10 protein-coding genes are annotated in these 17,616 nt (G+C 75.8%); 3 read left to right on the forward strand and 7 right to left on the reverse strand.

Going from position 1 to position 17,616, the window contains the following annotated elements:
• The first annotated feature begins 81 nt into the window (after window positions 1-81).
• Complete coding sequence (locus tag ABT263_RS04400) at window positions 82-1,131, forward strand: transglycosylase SLT domain-containing protein (RefSeq protein WP_352287398.1); 1,050 nt, start codon at window positions 82-84, stop codon at window positions 1,129-1,131.
• A 77-nt stretch (window positions 1,132-1,208) separates the two neighbouring features.
• On the opposite strand, the gene ABT263_RS04405 is transcribed toward ABT263_RS04400, so the two are convergent.
• From ABT263_RS04405 to ABT263_RS04420, 4 genes are all read right to left on the reverse strand, one after another.
• Window positions 1,209-3,434, reverse strand: coding sequence for a hypothetical protein (locus ABT263_RS04405; protein ID WP_352287400.1), 2,226 nt, complete (start codon window positions 3,432-3,434; stop codon window positions 1,209-1,211).
• 206 nt (window positions 3,435-3,640) lie between these two features.
• Window positions 3,641-5,206, reverse strand: a complete 1,566-nt coding sequence (locus ABT263_RS04410) for a lipase maturation factor family protein (protein WP_352287402.1) — start codon at window positions 5,204-5,206, stop codon at window positions 3,641-3,643.
• A gap of 196 nt (window positions 5,207-5,402) precedes the next feature.
• On the reverse strand, window positions 5,403-5,702 hold the full coding sequence (locus tag ABT263_RS04415) for a hypothetical protein (RefSeq protein WP_352287404.1): 300 nt from the start codon (window positions 5,700-5,702) through the stop codon (window positions 5,403-5,405).
• A gap of 33 nt (window positions 5,703-5,735) precedes the next feature.
• Window positions 5,736-6,809, reverse strand: coding sequence for a GAF domain-containing protein (locus ABT263_RS04420; protein WP_329490418.1), 1,074 nt, complete (start codon window positions 6,807-6,809; stop codon window positions 5,736-5,738).
• Window positions 6,810-7,217: 408 nt separating this feature from the next.
• Here ABT263_RS04420 and ABT263_RS04425 point away from each other — a divergent pair, with 408 nt between their 5' ends.
• Both ABT263_RS04425 and ABT263_RS04430 read left to right on the forward strand, forming a co-directional pair.
• Entirely contained in the window at window positions 7,218-8,492 is a 1,275-nt protein-coding gene (locus ABT263_RS04425) for an acyl-CoA dehydrogenase family protein (protein ID WP_352287664.1), read from the forward strand.
• A gap of 427 nt (window positions 8,493-8,919) precedes the next feature.
• The gene (locus ABT263_RS04430; RefSeq protein ID WP_352287407.1) at window positions 8,920-10,737 is read left to right on the forward strand and encodes a sensor histidine kinase; all 1,818 of its coding nucleotides are present in this window, start codon (window positions 8,920-8,922) and stop codon (window positions 10,735-10,737) included.
• A gap of 122 nt (window positions 10,738-10,859) precedes the next feature.
• Here ABT263_RS04430 and ABT263_RS04435 read toward each other — a convergent pair whose 3' ends face one another.
• The 3 genes from ABT263_RS04435 to ABT263_RS04445 form a co-directional block, all read right to left on the reverse strand.
• A complete protein-coding gene (locus tag ABT263_RS04435; protein WP_352287409.1) occupies window positions 10,860-11,348 on the reverse strand; it encodes a MarR family winged helix-turn-helix transcriptional regulator in 489 nt (162 codons plus the stop codon).
• Between the two features lie 208 nt (window positions 11,349-11,556).
• The gene (locus ABT263_RS04440; RefSeq protein WP_352287412.1) at window positions 11,557-13,596 is read right to left on the reverse strand and encodes a hypothetical protein; all 2,040 of its coding nucleotides are present in this window, start codon (window positions 13,594-13,596) and stop codon (window positions 11,557-11,559) included.
• Complete coding sequence (locus ABT263_RS04445; protein WP_352287415.1) at window positions 13,593-17,612, reverse strand: vWA domain-containing protein; 4,020 nt, start codon at window positions 17,610-17,612, stop codon at window positions 13,593-13,595. The genes ABT263_RS04440 and ABT263_RS04445 overlap by 4 nt, the downstream gene beginning before the upstream one ends.
• Window positions 17,613-17,616: the final 4 nt, after the last annotated feature.

A 17,616-nucleotide genomic window follows, 5' to 3' on the forward strand; every position in this document is an offset into this window, starting at 1 on the left:
CGGTAGGACGATCACACCGTCGTAGGATGACCGCCTCTCGCCGGGACGGCCGGCGAAAACGGGGGGCGGAAATCCATGAAGGTGCGTGCTTCACGGCAGGCGCTGGTTCTCGTGTCGGCGGCGGCCGTGTCGACGGCGCTGCTGACGGGCTGCGGCAGCAAGAAGGCGGACGGCAGCAGCGACGCCGCGGCGGGCCCGGCGGCGGCGGCCGCCACCGCCGGGGTCTCGCCCTCCGGGACCCCGACGGCCGACGCCCCGGCGACGGCGAGCCCTTCGCCCGGCACGAGCACCTCGCCCGGCCCCAGCGCCTCGCCGAGCGCGACGGCGGGCAAGTCGGCCAAGCCGAGCCCGACCGCGTCGGCGAGCACGGCCAAACCCGGCACCACCAAGCCCGCGGACCCGGCCGCCAAGGCCACCAGCGCGCCCCCGGCGGCCCAGGCGGCCCCGGCCCCGGCAGCCGTCGCCGCGGCGCCCGCACCGACCGCGAAGCCCGGCCCGGTCGCGCCCCCGCCGCCGCCCGCGCCCGCCACCCCGCACGTCCCGCCGCTGCAGAGCGGCTGCACCCCGACCAAGCCCCAGCCCGACGAGCCGAAGGAGGCCGTCGCGGCGGCGCTCGGCTCGGCCGCCGGGCAGTCCCGGACGCTGTTCCTCAGCAACGGCGGCACGGACCGGCTCCCGGCGCTGCCGGTCAACCTGGTCAAGGCGATCGCCTGGCAGGAGAGCGGCTGGCAGTCCGGCATCCTCGCCTGCGACGGCGGCATCGGCACCATGCAGATCATGCCCGCCACCGTCAGCTGGATGAACAGCAAGTTCGGCACCACCTCCGACCCGAAGACGCTGGCCGGCAACGTCCAGCTCGGCACCCAGCTGCTCGACTGGCTGGTCGCCTACTACGGCGACTCCTCCTTCGGCGGGACGTACGACCTCTCCCCCGACCCGGCCACCGGCCGGACACCGCTGCTCGACCTGGTGATCGCCGCCTACAACGCGGGCGCGGGCAACGTGCACTACAACACCGTCACCGACCCCGTCACGGGCGCGACCGGCGGGAGCGTGGCCGTCCCGAACCCGGGCTACGTCGCCAACGTCAAGGCGCTGATGGCCGGCGCCCCCTGGAACAAGGCCGGCTGACCACGGAGCTGACCACGGCGAAGGGCCCGGTGCGGGAGGCGTACCTCCCGCACCGGGCCCTTCGGCGTCGCTTCGGGTCAGCCGCGCGCGGCCGCCACGGCGGCGCCCAGCGCCTCCTTGATGCGCGGGCCGAGGCGGCCGAAGCCCAGCTCCTTCATCGCCGCCCGCAGCAGCTCCTCGTCGCTGCGGTCGACACCGTCACCGTCCACCCAGCGCACGACGGCGAGCAGCTCGTCGGCCGAGTAGGCGGTCACCGGACGCCCCGGCGTGAAGTCCGGCTTCCCGGGCCCGGCGGCAGGGGCGGCCTTGGGGGCCTTGGCAGCCTTGGGGGTCCTGGGGGCGGGCTCGGGCTTGACGGCCGGCTCCGCCTCGGCGGACCCGACCTCGGCGACCTCGGCAACCGGCTCCACAACCGCTTCGGCCTCCGCAGCCTCCGGCTCGACGGCCTCGGCCTCGACCGCGGGCACACCCTCGGCTGCCGGCACGGCTTCGGTCTCGGGCTCGGGCTCCACGACCACGACGACCTCAGCGACCGGCTCGGTGACCTCCGGCTCGACCTCGGCAGTCGGCTCGACGACCTCGGCAACCTCGACGACCTGCGCAGCCTCGGCTACGGACTCGGCCGGAGCCGCCTCGGGCTCGACGGCCTCGTCCTCAACCGCGGGCACACCTTCGGCAGCCGGCACGGCTTCGGTCTCGGACTCCACGACCACGACGACCTCGGCGACCGGCTCGGCGACCTCGGCAGTCGACTCGGTGACCTCCGGCTCGACCTCGGCAGTCGGCTCGACGACCTCGGCAACCTCGACGACCTGCGCAGCCTCGGCTACGGACTCGGCCGGAGCCGCCTCGGGCTCGACGACCTCCGGCGCAACGGCCTCGGCCTCAACCGCGGGCACAGCCTCGGCCTTGGGCTCCACGACCTCGGCAACCTCGGCCTCGACCACCTCGACCGCCGCGACCTCCGGCTCGGCCTCGGCCTGCGCCGGGACAGCCGGAGCCGCGTCCACCAGGTCGTCCGCCGCGGGCGAGGGCGCCGGGAGCGAGACGACGAGCGGCCGGGCCTCGACGGGCTCCTCGGCCGTGGGCTCGTCCGCTCCGGTCGCCGCCTCGGCCACGACCTGCTCGGCCTCCGCCTCGGTCGAGCTGTCGGCCGCCACCGGCTCGGCCTCGGTCTCGACAGCCGCCTCTTCGACAACCGCCTCTTCAACGGCCGCCTCTTCGACGACCGTCTCCTCAACGAGCGCCTCGGCGGCGCCCTCCTCCTCGGCGACCGGCTCCTCCGCGACCGGCTCCACGGCGGCGAGCTCCTCGACGGGCGTCGCCTCCGTCGCCGTCAGACCGTCGCGCTGACCCCCGGCCAGGGCCTGGCGGGCACCGTAGGCGGCCTCGGCAGCGCGGCGGTCGGCGCCGGCGGCGGCGAGCTCGGCGAGCAGGTCGGCCAGACCGGCCTCTTCGAGCGAGGTCCGCAGGGAGCGGATGGTGGGGAGGCGGTAGAGCGTGCCCTCGTCCGCCGCCAGACGCTCCACCAGGTCGATGAGCTCGGGGAACGGCTGTGCTTCCAGGTCGTGCTCGGGCAGCAGCCGGCCCAGGTCGCGCAGCGCGGCACCGATCGCTTCGAAGGCCGCCGCGGTCCGCTCCGCCAGCGGGCCGTCGGCCGGCGGGACGGGCAGCGCGCCCGAGGGGGCGAGGACGGCCCAGGCCCGACGTTCGATCTTGGCCGAGGCGAGCGCCTCGTGCAGCTCCTCGGGGCGGACCTTGCGGCCGCCGGCGACCAGCGCGGCGGCCTGCTTGCGCAGCCCGCGCACGCGCAGGAACGACAGCTTGACGCCGTTCTCGCGCCGCCAGGCGCGGTCGGCCGTGGCGGCGACGAGCGCGTCCAGGTCGGCGTCGTACGCGGCGCCGATCAGGGTCGCGGAGGTCTGGTGGACACGCTGGAGCGTCTCGGCGAACAGCGCCGCGACGGCGACGCTGCCGGGCACCTCGATCCTGGCGTCGGCGGCCAGGGCGGTGACGGCCTCCCAGGTCTGCTGGAGGTCGCTGCCACGGAGTTCGGCGAGGGCGGTGGAGGCGGCGCGGGCGTCCTCGGGGGTGGCGACGGTGTCGACGGCGGCGTACCACGCGTGGGTCCCGGCGGTGAGGGTGAAGGCACCGAGCTCGGCGTAGCGGCCGAGCTCGTCCCGGAGGCCGGTCTCCACCGTGGCCGCCTGGCCGCGGTTCTGATCCGGGTCCGTGGCGTCCTTGGCGTCTGCGGCGGCCTTGGCGTCTGCGGCGTCGGCGTTGCGCGAGTGAAGCACTGTCATGTGAGGTCCGGTTCTGGGCGACTGCGGCGGGGCGGGCGGCGAGGGGGCGGCGGACCGGGTGCGCACGGAGGCCCCGGCGGGAGGGGCTGGGGGCGCGCGTTCGGGCCGCCGGTTGTGGAGGCCAAGAATACGGGTGCCCGTTCGAGCCTTGCACGCACCCACCGTCCGACGGGCCGGTGTGGCGTGCCACACCGCCCGCCCGGCCGCTACTCGGGAGGGCCGGGCGGGTGGTGCGGTGCGGGGCCGGGCGGGTGACCGGACCGCCGTCGCAGACCGTCCAGCGGTACCGAACGGCTCCGGCGGCCGAGCGGCGGCCGGTGACCGGAACGAGTGAGGGTGTCAAGGCTGACCGGCGCGAGGTACTCGTGCAGCGCGGTCCGGTGCCACCACGCGCCGGTGGCCCGCAGTTCGTGCCAGTCGGTGAAGCGGTAGCGGTGGAGCGTCGCCCGGACGTGGGTCGGCGGGGCGTCCGGGAACGGGTTGTGACGCAGGAGCCTTAGCGTGGCCGGGTCGTTCGTCAGCAATCGGGCGACGAACGGCAGGAACCAGGGCCGGGCGTACGCGGGCGAGATGGCGGCGAACCACATCAGCCAGTCCAGCCGCAGATGGTAGGGGGCGTACTGGCGCGGCAGGCGGCGCACGTCGCCGGGCTTGCCCTTGAAGCCGTACTCGCGCCAGACCGTCCGCCCGGTGACGGTGGCCTCGTCGGTGCCCTCGACCACCACCTCCACGCGGATCCGGTTGACGCTGCCGAAGGCGCCGTAGGTGTTGACCAGATGAAGCCGGTTGAAGGATCGGTTCATCACCTGTTCACGGGAGACCATGTTCCGGACCGGCCAGTAGCTGAGCACCGCGACGGCGACGGTCAGCGCGATCACCAGGCCCTCGAACCAGCCGGGGGTACCGCCGTAGGAGCGGGTCCGGAAGGACAGCCCGAAGCGGGCGGGGTCCACGGCGGCGAGGGCGAGGGTGATGGTGAGCCAGTTCAGCCAGGCGAAGTTGCCGGAGGCCACCAGCCAGAGCTGGGTCACCACGACGATCACGGCCGCGTAGCCGGCGACCGGCTGCGGGAGGAGCAGGCCGACCGGTACCAGGAGCTGGGTGACGTGGTTGGCGGCGACCTCGGCCCGGTGCAGCGGCCCGGGCAGGTGGTGGAAGAACCAGCTGAGCGGTCCCGGCATCGGCTGGGTCTCGTGGTGGTAGCGCAGACAGGTCAGGTCCCGCCAGCAGCTGTCGCCGCGCAGTTTGATCAGCCCGGCGCCGAACTCGACCCGGAACGCCAGCCAGCGCAGCAGCCAGAGCACCGGGAGCGGCGGGGCGACGTCCTGGTTGCCCAGGAAGACGGCGAGGAAGCCGGCCTCCAGCAGCAGGGACTCCCAGCCGAAGGAGTACCAGGTCTGGCCGACGTTGACGATCGACAGGTAGAGCAGCCAGAGCACCGCCCACAGCAGCATCGACGCCCAGAGCGGGACGGCGTCGCCCAGGCCGGCGACCAGGCCCGCCGAGAGCAGGGCGCCCGTGCCGGCGACGGCGGCGAAGAAGCGGTCGCTGTAGTGGAGGTGGAAGAGGCTCGGCGCGCGGCGGAACGCTACCCGGGCGGTGAAAGCGGGCACCGGAAGCATGCCCTCGGCGCCGATCAGGGCCCGGAACTGCGCGGCGGCGGCCACGAATCCGGTCAGGTAGACGGCGGCCAGCAGCCGTTGCACGAGGACCCGGCTCGGCCCGTACTCGGGTGCGGCGAACCAGTCGGCGAACCACTCCATGCGGCCCATGCCTACCATCGGTGGCCGTGCCGCGGGCGCCCGTCCGGGGGACGGGGCGTCCGGTTCACCCGCGCGGCGGCCGGGCGGCTCGCAACGAGCGGCGGCAGCGCTGCGGCGGACGGCGGAGGCCGACGACGGCGGCGGGCTCCCCGCGACGCGCTTCGGCGGGGCTGCGGCCGCGACTACGGCGGCGGGCTCCCGGTGGTCACCGTGGTGGGGCGCCTCTCCTCGGGGGTGAGAGGCGCCCCGGCACGATGGCGGGGCCGGTGGGTGCGGGGTCCGTCCGGGACGTGGCGCCGGTCCGGGACGTGGCGCCGGTCGTGGTCGGGCCGGCGGCGGTGGCCGGTCCGGCGGCTGCGACGGCGGCGGTCGTGTCGGCGGCACCGGTGGTGGTGGTGCCGACGGCGTAAGTCGTGGTCGTGGTCGTGGTCGTGGTCGTGGTCGTGGTCGTGGTCGTGGTCGTGGTCGTGGTCGTGGCGGGGGTCGTGGCAGGGTCCGTGTTCATCGTGGTGGGGGACGGGTGCGGTGGCGTCCGGGGTCAGCCCGGGAGGACCAGCCCGGTCTCCCCGCCGCCGATGCCCGGCCGACCGGTGGCGCCACCACCGCTCTGCTGGAGCCGGTCGACCAGCAGCGCGGCCAGCGTGCCCAGCTCCTCCTCGGTGCGGGACTGCGCGGTGACGTCCATGCCGACCACGAGCACGCCGTTCACCTGGCCGGTCCGCGCGGCCCGCTGCGGGGTGCAGGTGAAGCTGAAGATCTGGTGGATCCGCTGGGCGTCCGGCCGGGTGGACTGGAAACGGACGTCGTTCAGGACGGCGGTCCGACCGGTGTGGTACGCCTCGGCGACCGTCTGCTCCAGCCCGGCGGCGGCCAGCTGCGGATAGGCCTGCCCGATCGAGCCGTGGGCCACCGGCGCACCGAAGGCCTCGGCGTGCCCGGGGTTGACGTAGCGGAGCTCCTGCTCGGGCCCGCGGGTCAGCATGATCGGGAACGGCGAACCGTCGAAGGCGGCGAACATCTCCTGCTGCTGGGCGATCAGGTTGTCGCGCAGCCGGATCTCGGAGAGCAGCGCCTCGGCGAGGTGCTGGATGTCGCGCAGCCGCTCGCGCCCCCACTGGCGGGGTTCGCGGTCGAGGACGCAGACGGTGCCGATGACGGTGTCGGTGTCGTCGACCAGCGGGGCGCCGAGGTAGGCGCGCACCCCCAGCTCGTCGACGACCGGGTTCCCGGCGAACCGGGGGTAGGCGAGGACGTCGTCGAGCGCCAGCGGGGAGCGCTGGGCGACCACGTGCGGGCAGAAGCCGTGGCTCAGCGGCATCTCCCGGCTCGGGAGGTCGAAGACGATCCCCCGGTCGGCCCAGGAGCAGCCGGTGTCGCCCGGGGCGGCGGAGTTTGGCGGAATGAAGAGCCCCCGGAACATCTGCCGCTCGTCGTTGATGAAGTTGACCATGGCGATGGGGGCGCGGGTGAGGCTGGCGGCCAGGTGGGCGAAGCGGTCGAAGGCCTCGTCCACGGTGGGTTCGTTGAGACCCAGGATGCGCAGCCGGCGGGTCCGCTCGGACTCGCCGGCGGCACCCGGGAACTGGCCTTGAGTGCTCATCACATCAGTCATGGCGCACATGTAATCAGACCATCGGCGCGATGGACGCTCTCGGCCCACCCGACTCCCACGACTGACGGGCGGTCAAACCCGCACGTGGACGACGCTCCAGCAGGGCCGAAAAGCGGGAATGATCATTCCCCCGCCGCGGCGGCTTTCAATCCTCCTCCGACTTCGGGCGATCCGTTTCGCGCCATTCCAAGATCGACTATGGAGAGGGCCGGATCGCCATACGACAATGAGCCCTGCCGAAAACAGGGACGGGTTTCCGCCAGGATCCCGCCCCGCACATCCGCGCGTACCGGCTGCACCAGGGCAACCGGCCGCCACCTCATCACCCCCACCCTTGGGCGGCCGGAGCGGTTCGGCTGCACGGACGGAGGCACCACCACCCCGGAATCGAGAGGACCCAGCATGGCGATGGACTACTTCACCGACGAACGGCACGAGAGCCTCCGCGCGGAGGTACGTGAGTTCGCGGAGAAGGAGGTGCGCCCGCAGGTGGCCAGAATGGAGGCCGACCGGACGGTCGAGGTCGAACTCTCCCGCGAGATCGCCCAGCGCGGCTGGATCGGCGCGACCATTCCGCGGACCTTCGGCGGGCTCGGTCTCGGCCACCTCGCCAAGACGGTCATCGTCGAGGAGCTGGCCCGGGTCAGCGGCGCGATGGGCGCGATGGCGCAGGCCTCGCAGCTCGGCGTCGCCAAGGTGATCCACTTCGGCTCCGACACCCAGCGCCGCTACTGGCTGCCGCGGTTCGCCTCCGGCGAGGTGCTGCCGACGATCGCCGTCACCGAACCCGATTCGGGCGGCCACGTGCTCGGCATGACCGGCACCGCGCGGCGCGAGGGGGACGAGTACGTCCTCAACGGCCGCAAGTGGTTCGTCGGCAACTCCCACATCGGCGACGTGCACGGCGTGGTGCTCCGCACCGGCGAGGGCAGCCGGGGCCTGTCCGCCTTCCTGGTGGAGAGCGACCGCCCGGGCTTTCGCACCGGCAGCCCCGGCTCGCAGAGCGGCCTGCACGGCTTCAGCTTCGGCGAGATCGTCTTCGAGGACTGCCGCGTCCCCGCCGCCAACCGGCTGGGCGAGGAGAGCCAGGGCCTGGACATCGCCTACTCCTCCTCGACCCTGTACGGACGGCTGAACCTGGCCGCCGTCGCACTCGGCATCCACCGGGCGATCGTGGAGGACACCGTGCGGTTCGCCGAGGGGCGGGTGCTCTACGGGAAGCCGCTCTCCCAGCTGCCGAACATAGCGCTCAAGCTGGGCGAGATGCAGTCCCGCCTGATGACCGCCAAGCTGGCCGCCTACCACGCCTCGCACCAGCTGGACCACGGCCGGCCCTGCGACGCCGAGTTGATGAACGCCAAGCTGATCAACACCGAGTACGTGCTGGACTCGGCGCGGAACGCGATGGAGATCCACGCCGCCCGGGGCCTGCAGGCCGAGTTCCACATCGAGCGCTACCTGCGGGACGCCACCCACATCTACCCGCCCGCCGGCACCTCCGACGTCCAGCGGCTGCGGCTCGGCCAGGTGGCCTCGGGCACGTACGGCAAGCAGTGGTCGGCGGAGCTGTCCGACCTCACGAGCTGGGCCTGGACCGAACTGGCCCAGCGGGAGGCCCGACTGGAGGCCGAGGCCGCCCGCCCGGCCGGCGCCGCCCTGCTGCACATGCCGCTCGCCGGCTGAAGCCCCCACCCCCACACGGAGGCATCCGAGCCACCCGGAACCGGCCCACGCCCGGCTTCCGGCCCACCTCGGACTTCCCGTACTTGACCTGTTCCTGACGGCTTTCCGGAGACCTCCCCTCAGGCTCCCGGGAAGTCGTCGACGACCAGGACCACCGTGCTGACCTGCGGAGATCCGCCGAAAAGCGGCCGATCGACCGATGTAAAGACGCGTCACCATCCGCTTACATATCGTCAGTTCATGTTGCGACAGGGCCTCCCGGGGCTGATAGCGTGCCCGAAGTCGGCGGCCGTGCTGCACCCGCTCGGACGGTGGTACCACGCCACCTCGTCCGGCCCCCTCCGGGCCCGCCGGCCGTGGCGGCTCCGAGACCCCGGCCGGACCGCACACGGGCAGACCCGCCGTTGGCCCTGCACCAAGGAATCAGATGCCAGGCATATCGGCCCCGCGCACGGGCCACCGCGCCGGCCGGTCCGGCTCGCTCCGCCGCTCTCTCCTCGCCCTCGTGCTGGTCCCCTGCCTCGGCCTCGCCGCCACCTGGGGCTACGCCCTCTCCCTGCTGCGCGGCACCGGCCACCGGACCGCCCTGGCGGTCGCCAGCGCGGCCGTCGCCGTCGTACTGCTCTGGAGCCTGACCCGCGGCATCCGGCTGGCCCGGTCGGTGTCCGCCCGGCTGCGCGACCTGCGGGCCGACACCCTCTCGATCGCCCGGCACGAGATCCCCCAGGTGGTCGGCCGGCTCCGGGCCGGCGAATCCGTCCCGCCACCGCCCGCCTGGATCCCCGCCCGGCGCCTCGGCGACGAACTCCACCAGACCGCCGAGGGGCTCTCCGCCGTCCGCACCGCCGCGCTCACCGCCATCGTGCACCAGGCCCAGGGGCGGGAGGGCACCAAGAAGGTCTTCCTCAACATCGCCCGCCGCACCCAGATCCTGCTCCACCGCCAGATCAGCATGCTGGACGCGCTGGAGCGCGAGCACGAGGACCCCGGGCTGCTGCGCGAGCTGTTCGCGGTCGACCACCTCGCCACCCGGATGCGGCGCAACGCCGAGAACCTGGTCATCCTCGGCGGCGCGCTGCCCGCCCGGCGCTGGCGCAACGCCGTCCCGGTCGTCAACGTGCTGCGCAGCGCCGTCTCGGAGACGGAGAACTACTCCCGGGTGGTCGTGCAGGGCATCCCGCGCGTCGCGCTCGGCGGCCAGGCCGTCGCCGACGTCATCCATCTGATCGCCGAGCTGATCGAGAACGGCACCACCTTCTCCCCGCCCTACACCAAGGTGCAGGTCTCCGCGCAGGAAGTCCCCCGGGGGCTGGCCGTCGAGGTCGAGGACCGCGGCCTCGGGATGTGCCGGGACGAGTACGAGCAGCTCAACGCCTACCTGGCCGACCCGCCCGAGCTGGACGTCTCCGCGCTCGGGGACGACCTGCGGCTCGGCCTCTTCGTGGTGGCCAGGCTGGCCTCCCGGCACCACATCCAGGTCACCCTGCGCTCCTCCCCCTTCGGGGGGACGCGGGCCGTGGTGCTGCTGCCGTCGGCGCTGCTGGAGCGGATGGAGCAGACCCCGTCCGTGGCCGGCCTGCCGCCCGGCGCCCGGGTGACCCGGCCGCCGGTGGTGTCGGAGGCCGACCGGAGCGGGGACGGCGGGAACGGGGACGGCGGGAACGGGGACGGCGGGAACGGGGACGGCGGGTCGGGCGAGGAGCCGGAGGCCCAGGAGGAGCTGACCGCCGGCGCGCCCCCGGCTCCCCCGGCGGCCGGCTCGCCGATCCCCGGGCTGCCCGACGCGGTGGTCGTCCCCCGGGCCTCGTCGTGGCAGCCGTCGGCGCCGCAGGCCTCACCGTCGCGGGCTTCGTCGCCTTGGCAGGACGACAACCCGTTCGGCGCACCCTCGGGCGGGGGTGCGGCCGCCGGTGTTCCGGAGGGCGCTCCTCCGGAGGGTGTCCGCCCGAACGACGCGCCTTCGGACGGCGCCCCTTCCGACCGCGCGCCTTCCGACCGCGCGCCTTCGGACGTTGGCGCGGTAGCCGGGGAGGCGTCCGCCGGACCGCGGTACGCGAACCCTCGGGACGCCCTGTGGGACGGCGTGGTGGAGAGCCACCCGGCCGACCCCGCCACGCGTACGCACGAGGGCGTCCAGGAGGTCCCGTCGGACCACGGACTCGAAGGGCACCCCCGCGTCCCGCCCGTCCTCCCCCGGCGGGTCCGCAAGACCGGCCCCGCCCAACAGAGGCCGGACGAGGTGTGACCCGGCGCCCCGGCCACCGCTCCGGCGGCAGCCGGGTCGGGTTCTCGGCCGCGCGCCGGTACCGGTACCGGTACCGGTACCGGTACCGGTACCGGCGCCGACGTCAGCCGTACCGGTCGCGGTCAGACGGCGGCCGGGACAGCGGCCGGGACAGCGGCCGCCGCCGGGGTGAGCTTGAGCTCCTCCAGGGCCCGCACCAACGGGGCCAGCTCCGGCGCGTCGGTGGCCTTGGCGAGCGTCGCCTCCAGGGTGGCGTCGTGCACCGGCCTGGCGGCTTCGAGCAGCTGGCGGCCCTGTGGGGTCAGCTCGGTGTAGATGCCGCGCCGATCGTCCACGCAGAGGAAGCGGCTGAGCAGGCCGCGGTCCTCCAGTCGGGTCACCAGGCGGGTGGTCGCGCTGCTGCTCAGGGCCGCGGCCCGGGCCAGCTGCTGCATCCGCATGTGCCAGCCGTCCTGCCGCGAGAGCGCGTCCAGCACCGTGTACTCGACCACCGAGAGCTGGTGCTCGCTCTGGAGCGCCTTCTCCAGCGCGGCGTCGATGAGGCCGTGCAGAGCGGCGAGCGTACGCCAGCCGCAGGCGCGGATCTCGGCAGCATCGTCGTGGATACCCATGGCTCGCCCTTCGCTTTCCCTGTTCCGGCCCGGACACCCCGAGCTCGTGCACGAACCCGGGCTCGAACCCGGACCGGCCCCGTGGCCCGGTCGGCCCACCGGCCGGTCACTTGTCCGGCCCCGGTCGACGGTAGTACGACCGGTCGAACGTCTTCCCGCCCCCCAGTATGCCATTCGACGCGCTTTACCTGCCTGTGCAAATACTTTCTTATGACCCGGCCTTGACCGGATCCTGCCCTTGCCAGCCGCCCGCGCAGAGCGCCGAGGCCAACTCCTCGCCGTAGCAGGCCGCCGCCAGCCAGGCGGAGGTGAACGCGGCATGGTCGTCCGCCACCACCCTGCCGAACACGTCGCGGGGCTGGTCCGCCGCCGCCGCGCGGAGCGCGTCGAGCAGGGCCGCGCCCGTGGCCAGACCGGCCGCGCGCAGCTCCGACCGGCCGGTGTCCGCCGCCCCGGCGCCGAGCGCGAGCCCCTGGCGCCCGCCGGTCACCGCCTGCTCCACCCGGCGCGCCAGCAGATGGGCCGGAGCCGCGGGCCCGACCGGTCCGGCCGCGCTGCTCGGGACCTCGACGGGGGCGGAGGTGCTGGTCGCGGCGCCGAGGGTGAGATCGGTGGTCTGCAACCGCTCCAGGCCCAGATTGACCCGCGCCGCCCGATCGGCGGGCAGCGCGAGGGCCGGCTCCCCCGGCTCGGGTCCGGCCGGTGGCGTACCCACCGCGAGCAGCCGCAGCTGCGGGTGCTCGGCCCGCTCCAGCCGGCCGATCACCCGCAGCCGCAGGCCCGGCGTGGTGGCGAGCAATGCCAGGTTGCCCCGGAACGCCAGCCCGGGGTGGTCGTGCGCCGCGCGCAGCGCGACCACCAGCCCACCGCAGTCGGCCAGCAGCTCGGGCACGCCGCCCGACCCGTGCGGGGCGGCGCCGAGCAGCGTGACGTCCAGGAACAGCAGGTCGCTCCCGGCCGGCCGGCCCTCGTACGGCAGCGCCGCCGCTGCCAGGGCCCGCTCCACCTGGACGGGCGGGGGCTCCGTCCAGAGCCCGGCGACCGGGTCCGCCGTCCACGCCACTCCCCCGGCCCGCACCGCTCGGACCGAACTGCCCGCGCCGAGCCGACCGTTGGCGGACCGCGTCGCCCCCTGGACGGCCAGCCCCGCCCGGCTGAACTCGCGGTGGCTGAGCAGGGCGTCACCCAACCGGACCGCCCGGTTCCCCGCGCCGACCGCCTGCGGGGCGGCCGTCGTCGGGTCGGCGTGCGGCATCACCTCGGCGACGGTGCTCAGCACGCCGGTGGCATCCACCGCCCAGGTGAGTACGCCCGCGTGGGTGGCGGTCAGGACCGGTTCGGTGAACAGCCCGTACAGCCGCAGCCCGCCCGCCTCCCGGTAGGCCTGACGGGCGGTGCCGCGCAGGGCGGCGAGATCGCCGTGCCCCGTACCCGGGGCCGCGGTTCGCGCAGGGGTCAGGGCCGTGGCCACGGTCGTGGTCAGGGTCGTGGTCAGGGTCGTGGTCAGGTCGAGCAGCTCGCGCAGGCCGGCGACCAGGAGCGCGAGCCGGTGGTCCGGCTCGCCCGAGCGGGCGGCCCGGAGCCGGCTCACCACCGCGACCGCTGCCGCGGCCGGCCGGTGGAACCCGTTCAGCCGCGCCCGGTGGGCCGCCCGCAGCAGCTCCGCCTGGAGCACGGCGCCGGCTCCGCCCACACCGGCCGCCAGCACGGCCGCGGCGGCGCGGTGCAGGTGGTGGACGGCGGCCTGCTCGGCCGCCGTGAGCGAACCGCCGGAGGCGTCGTCCGGAGCGGCATCGGAAGCGGTGCGGGGGCCGCCGGGCGTGCCGCCGACCGGGTCCGGTGCGGTGCCCGGCCCCGACCCCGCGCCCGACTCCGAGGCCGGTTCCGGTTCGGTGTCCGGGCCCGGTTCGGTGTCCGGTTCCGGTTCGGTGTCCGCGTCGGCGATCCGGCAGACCGTGACCGCCGCCGCCCGGTGCACGCAGGCCGGTGCCAGCAGGCAGCCGCAGCGCACATCGGCCTGCCCCCGGACCACCCCGCCCGGCGCGTGCAGGACGAGGGAGGTCTCCTCGTCCACCTCGATCAGCCACTCGTCGCCGTCCCGGCGCACCGGGCGCTCCGCCAGCTTGGCGGCCGCGCCGTCCAGCCGCTTCTGCAGGCGGGCCGACAGCCCCGCCACCACTTCGGCGACCACCTCCGGCCGGACGGCCGGCCAGGCCCCGCCGGCCGGCGCGCTCTGCTGCTCTGTCATCGGACCTTCTCCCCCACCCAGCGGGCCAGTTCGAGCGGGCTCAGCGCCGCCACCGGCATTCCGGCCGCGACCAGCTGGCTCGCGACCGCCTTCGAGTAACGCGCCGTCCCGGTGTCGTCGAGCGCGGCGCAGCCGAGCACGTGACAGCCGGAGTCGACCAGCGCGCGGGTCTGCGTCAGCAGCCCGCCGATCGGTCCGCCCTCCTCGAAGTCGCTGATCACCGCGACCAGCGTCCGGGACGGCACGGTCACCAGCTCGCGTGCGTACTTCAGCCCGGTGGCGATGTGGGTGCCGCCGCCGATCCGCACCTCCAGGAGCAGGCCGAGCGGGTCCTCCACCCGCTCGGTCAGGTCGACGACCTCGGTGGAGAAGGCGACGAAGTGGGTGCTCAGCGAGGGCACCCCGGCCAGGATCGAGGCGGTCAGCGCCGCCCAGACCGTGGACGCCTCCATCGACCCGGACACGTCCACCACCAGGATCAGCCGCCAGTCGGCCGCCAGTCGGGCCCTGGTCCGGAAGACCGGCCGTTCCGGGACGATCACCGTGCCCGAGTCCGGATCCCCCGGCCGGGCCGGGCGTGCGGTGGCGAGGTTCGCCCGGATCGTCCGGTGGAGATCGAGCCCGCCGCCGGGCCGCCGGCTCGGCCGCGGCACGCTGATCCCGGTGAGCGCCGGTCGGAGCCTGGTCGCCAGCTCCCGGGTGAGCTCGGACACCAGGCGCCGCACCAGCGGACGCAGCCCGGCGATCCGCGCCTCCGGCAGGCCACCGGCGTGCTCCAGCACGGTCCGGAGCAGGTCGACGGAGGGGCGGACGGCACCAGGGTCGATCGCGTCCAGTGCGTCGGCCCGGCCCTGCCCCACGGCGGCGGCGAGCACCTCTTCGCGGATGCCCGGCCCGAACAGCGCTGTCAGCTCCTCGGACCACTCGCGCACGCCCGGGTACGGGGCCTCACGGCCGCCCCGGTTGCCGCCCGCCCCGCCCCGACCGTCCAGCCCGGGCCCGGACCCCTCCCCGTGCCCGGTGCCGTACAGCTCGTCGAGCGCGGTCGCGAGCCTGGCCGCACGCCCCCCGAGGCCTCCGCCCCCCGGCCGCCCGAGCAGCAGCCGCCACCGCTCGGCCGGCGCGAGCCCCTGCCCGGCGGACGCAGGAGCGGACGCAGGAGCGGGGACCCGCGCAACGGGCCGCGCAGCGGGCCCCGCAAGGGGCCCGGCCTCCGGCCCCGGGCCGTGGCAGGGCTGGACGGCCTGCCCACGGGCGGGGTGTCCGTCGTCGGCGGGCCCGGCGAGGTGAGCCGTCCGGCCGCGATGATCGGCTGCCGCGAGCCGCCCGGGTGTCGGCTCGACCGCCAGGCCACCGGCCGTCGCGGGGACATCGCCGGCCGGCCCGCCGACGAGCTGGTCCGCCGGCCGGTCGGAGCGCCCCGGTGCGGCGAGCGGTCCGGCAGTCGGCTCGGCCATCGGCGCGGTGGGTCGCTCCGGGAGCAGCCCGCGTCGTTCCAGGGCGGCCCGAGCGGCGAGGTCCGCGCGGGCCCAGGCGGCGAGCAGCGCCGGCGGAACGGCGTCCGGCAGGGCCTGCAGACGGCTGCCCAGCCGCTCCTCGACCAGTGTCAGCAACCGGTCCCGGGCGGCCGGGGCGAGGGTGTCGAAGCCGCCGCGCAGTGCGGGCAGCCGGTCCAGGAACGCCGTGTCGGACAGGGCGGTGACCCGCTCCAGCACCGGTTCGAGCGCCTCGGGCGCGGTGGAGAAGAGCCCCTCCGCCGCCGTCAGCAGACCGACCAGCGATCGGCCGAGGGCATGACGAGTCCCGGTGTCAGTGGCTCCGTCGACCCAGGAGGCCGCGCGGCCGCCGAACGCGCTCGGGCCGTCCTGCCCGAGCAGGACCCGCACGGCCCCGGCCGCTCCCCGGACCAACGGGCTCCCGCCGTCGGCGAGTTCGGTCAGCGTGTGGGCGAGCCGCATGCCGCCGGACAGGTCGGCCCGGCGGGCCAGCTCCACCAGGGCCCGGGCATCGGCGGGGTCGTCGGACCCGCCCAGCCCCTCCAGTTGGCGCACCGCCGCGTCGGTCAGCAGCTCCGCGGCCGAAGCGAGCGCGACGGCCCGGCCGCCGGGCTCGATCGGCCCGGCCCGCTCCCCGGGCGGCGCGGCCGGCTCCGTCCGGTCCGCGGTCCCCGGTGCGGAGGAGTCCCGCCGCGCCTCGGGGGCGAGGCCGGGGATGTGACCGGCGGCGAGGCGGTCCAGCAGGGCCAGTGCGTCCAGGAGTTCGGGGAGCGTCCCGCTCTGCGGGAGGACGGCGGTGAGCTGGGCGAGGCGGGTGTCGGCGAGCGCCGGCAGTCCGCAGGCGGCGGCGTCGGCGAGGCCCTGGACCACCTCGCGGGCGGTCGGGCCGTCGGCCTGCTGCTCGCGGCGCAGCCGCTCCCGCAGCGCCCCCTCGGCCGCCTGGGCCGGGGTGACGCCACGGGTGCCGGCGACCGTCAGCATCGCGGCGACGGTCGGGCTCCACTGCACGCGCCAGCGGGCGCCGAGGGTCTCGGTGCCGCCCGCGCCCACCCCGGCCACCGGTTCGCCGTAGGGGACGCCGCAAGCGGTGAGGCGGTGCAGGAGCAGGTCGCGGCGGCGGTCGAGGGCCGAGCGCAGCGGGTCCAGCCGGAGTTCCCGCGGGGCGGTCTCGGCGGAGTCGCCCGGCCCGGGGAGGCCGAGTTCGGTGAGCGCCGCTTCGACGGCGGGTGCCAGGCCGCTCCGCGGGGCGCCGGGCGCGGCCCGGCCGGTCCGGGTGCCGACCAGGACGCGCTCCAGCGCGCGGGCGACGGCCCGGCCGCGGCCGAGCGGCTCCCCCTGGGCGAGGACGGTCTGCACGGCTTCGACCAGTTCGCCCCGGCCGGGGGCGGCCAGCCCGCGCAGCCGGGCGAGGTCCCCGGCGAGCCGGACGATCTCGCGGGCGTCGGCCGGCCCCGACGGGTGGTCCTGGGTCCGCAGGGCCTGGCAGATCCGCACCGCGGTGCCGGTCAGGGCGTCGGCGAGCCGCTCCGGATCGCCGCCCGCGTCGAGCACCGTGTGCTGCCACTCGGGGTCACGGATGCCTGCCGGATACCCGGACCGGGCGTCGAGCAGGGGGTAGGTGTAAGGGATCAGCGAGACGACGTGGCCGCCGTTCTCCGCGTGGCCGTCGTCCCCGCCGCCGTCGGGGTCGGGCCCGGCGGCCGCCGCGTCGTCGAGCAGCGCGGGGGCGTGGAACGCCCCGATGACGGCGGCGACCCGGCGCCCGTCGGCCCCGGCGGCCCGGATCCGCGCGCGCATCCAGGCCTCGCGTCGCAGGTCGTACGGGTCGACCCCGGCGCCGTCCGCCGCGTCGCGGCGCATCGCCCAGCCGACCAGCAGCGCGGCGCGGCGGACGGCCTCCGGGGTGGACCCGGGGGCGGTGGTCTCGACCAGGCGGTCCCAGAGGTCATCGTCGTCGTCCCGCCCGGTGAGCCGGTGCCGCAGCGCGGCGGCGACGCCGGGGCGGCCGTCGTGCGCGGTGCCCCCGCTCGCCCGGCGGGCCTCGGCCCGCCGGGCGAGCGGCAGGTCGCAGGTGAGGGACGGGACGCCGTTGCGACGGGCCCACCGCAGCGCGGCCAGCTCCGGGGAGAAGTCCGCGAACGGGTAGAAGGCGAGCCCGGCGGGCCCCTCGCCCGGACCGTCCCCGGAGCCGTCCGGGGCGGCCGCGAGGGCGACCGGCGCCCGGGTGGACTCGTCGGCCAGCCAGTCCAGCCAGGGCTGGAACTCGGCGGGCAGCTCGACCAGGACCACCTCGGGCCGGGCCGCGTCGAGCAGCGCGGGCACCACCGCGCTGAGCGAGGGGGCGTGGTGCCGCACCCCGATCAGGAACGGCCCCGGGCGGCCTGCTCCCGAGGCGGCCAATCGCGCCGCCTCCGCCTCGACCACCCCGCGCGGGTCGTCGTGGTCCCCGGGCGTGCCGGGGCCGCGAAGGCCCGCTCCTCCGGCTCCGGAGAGTCCGGTCACCGCGCTGCTCGTCGTCATCGCC

Source organism: Kitasatospora sp. NPDC001603 (assembly GCF_040298365.1).
Lineage (GTDB): Bacteria > Actinomycetota > Actinomycetes > Streptomycetales > Streptomycetaceae > Kitasatospora.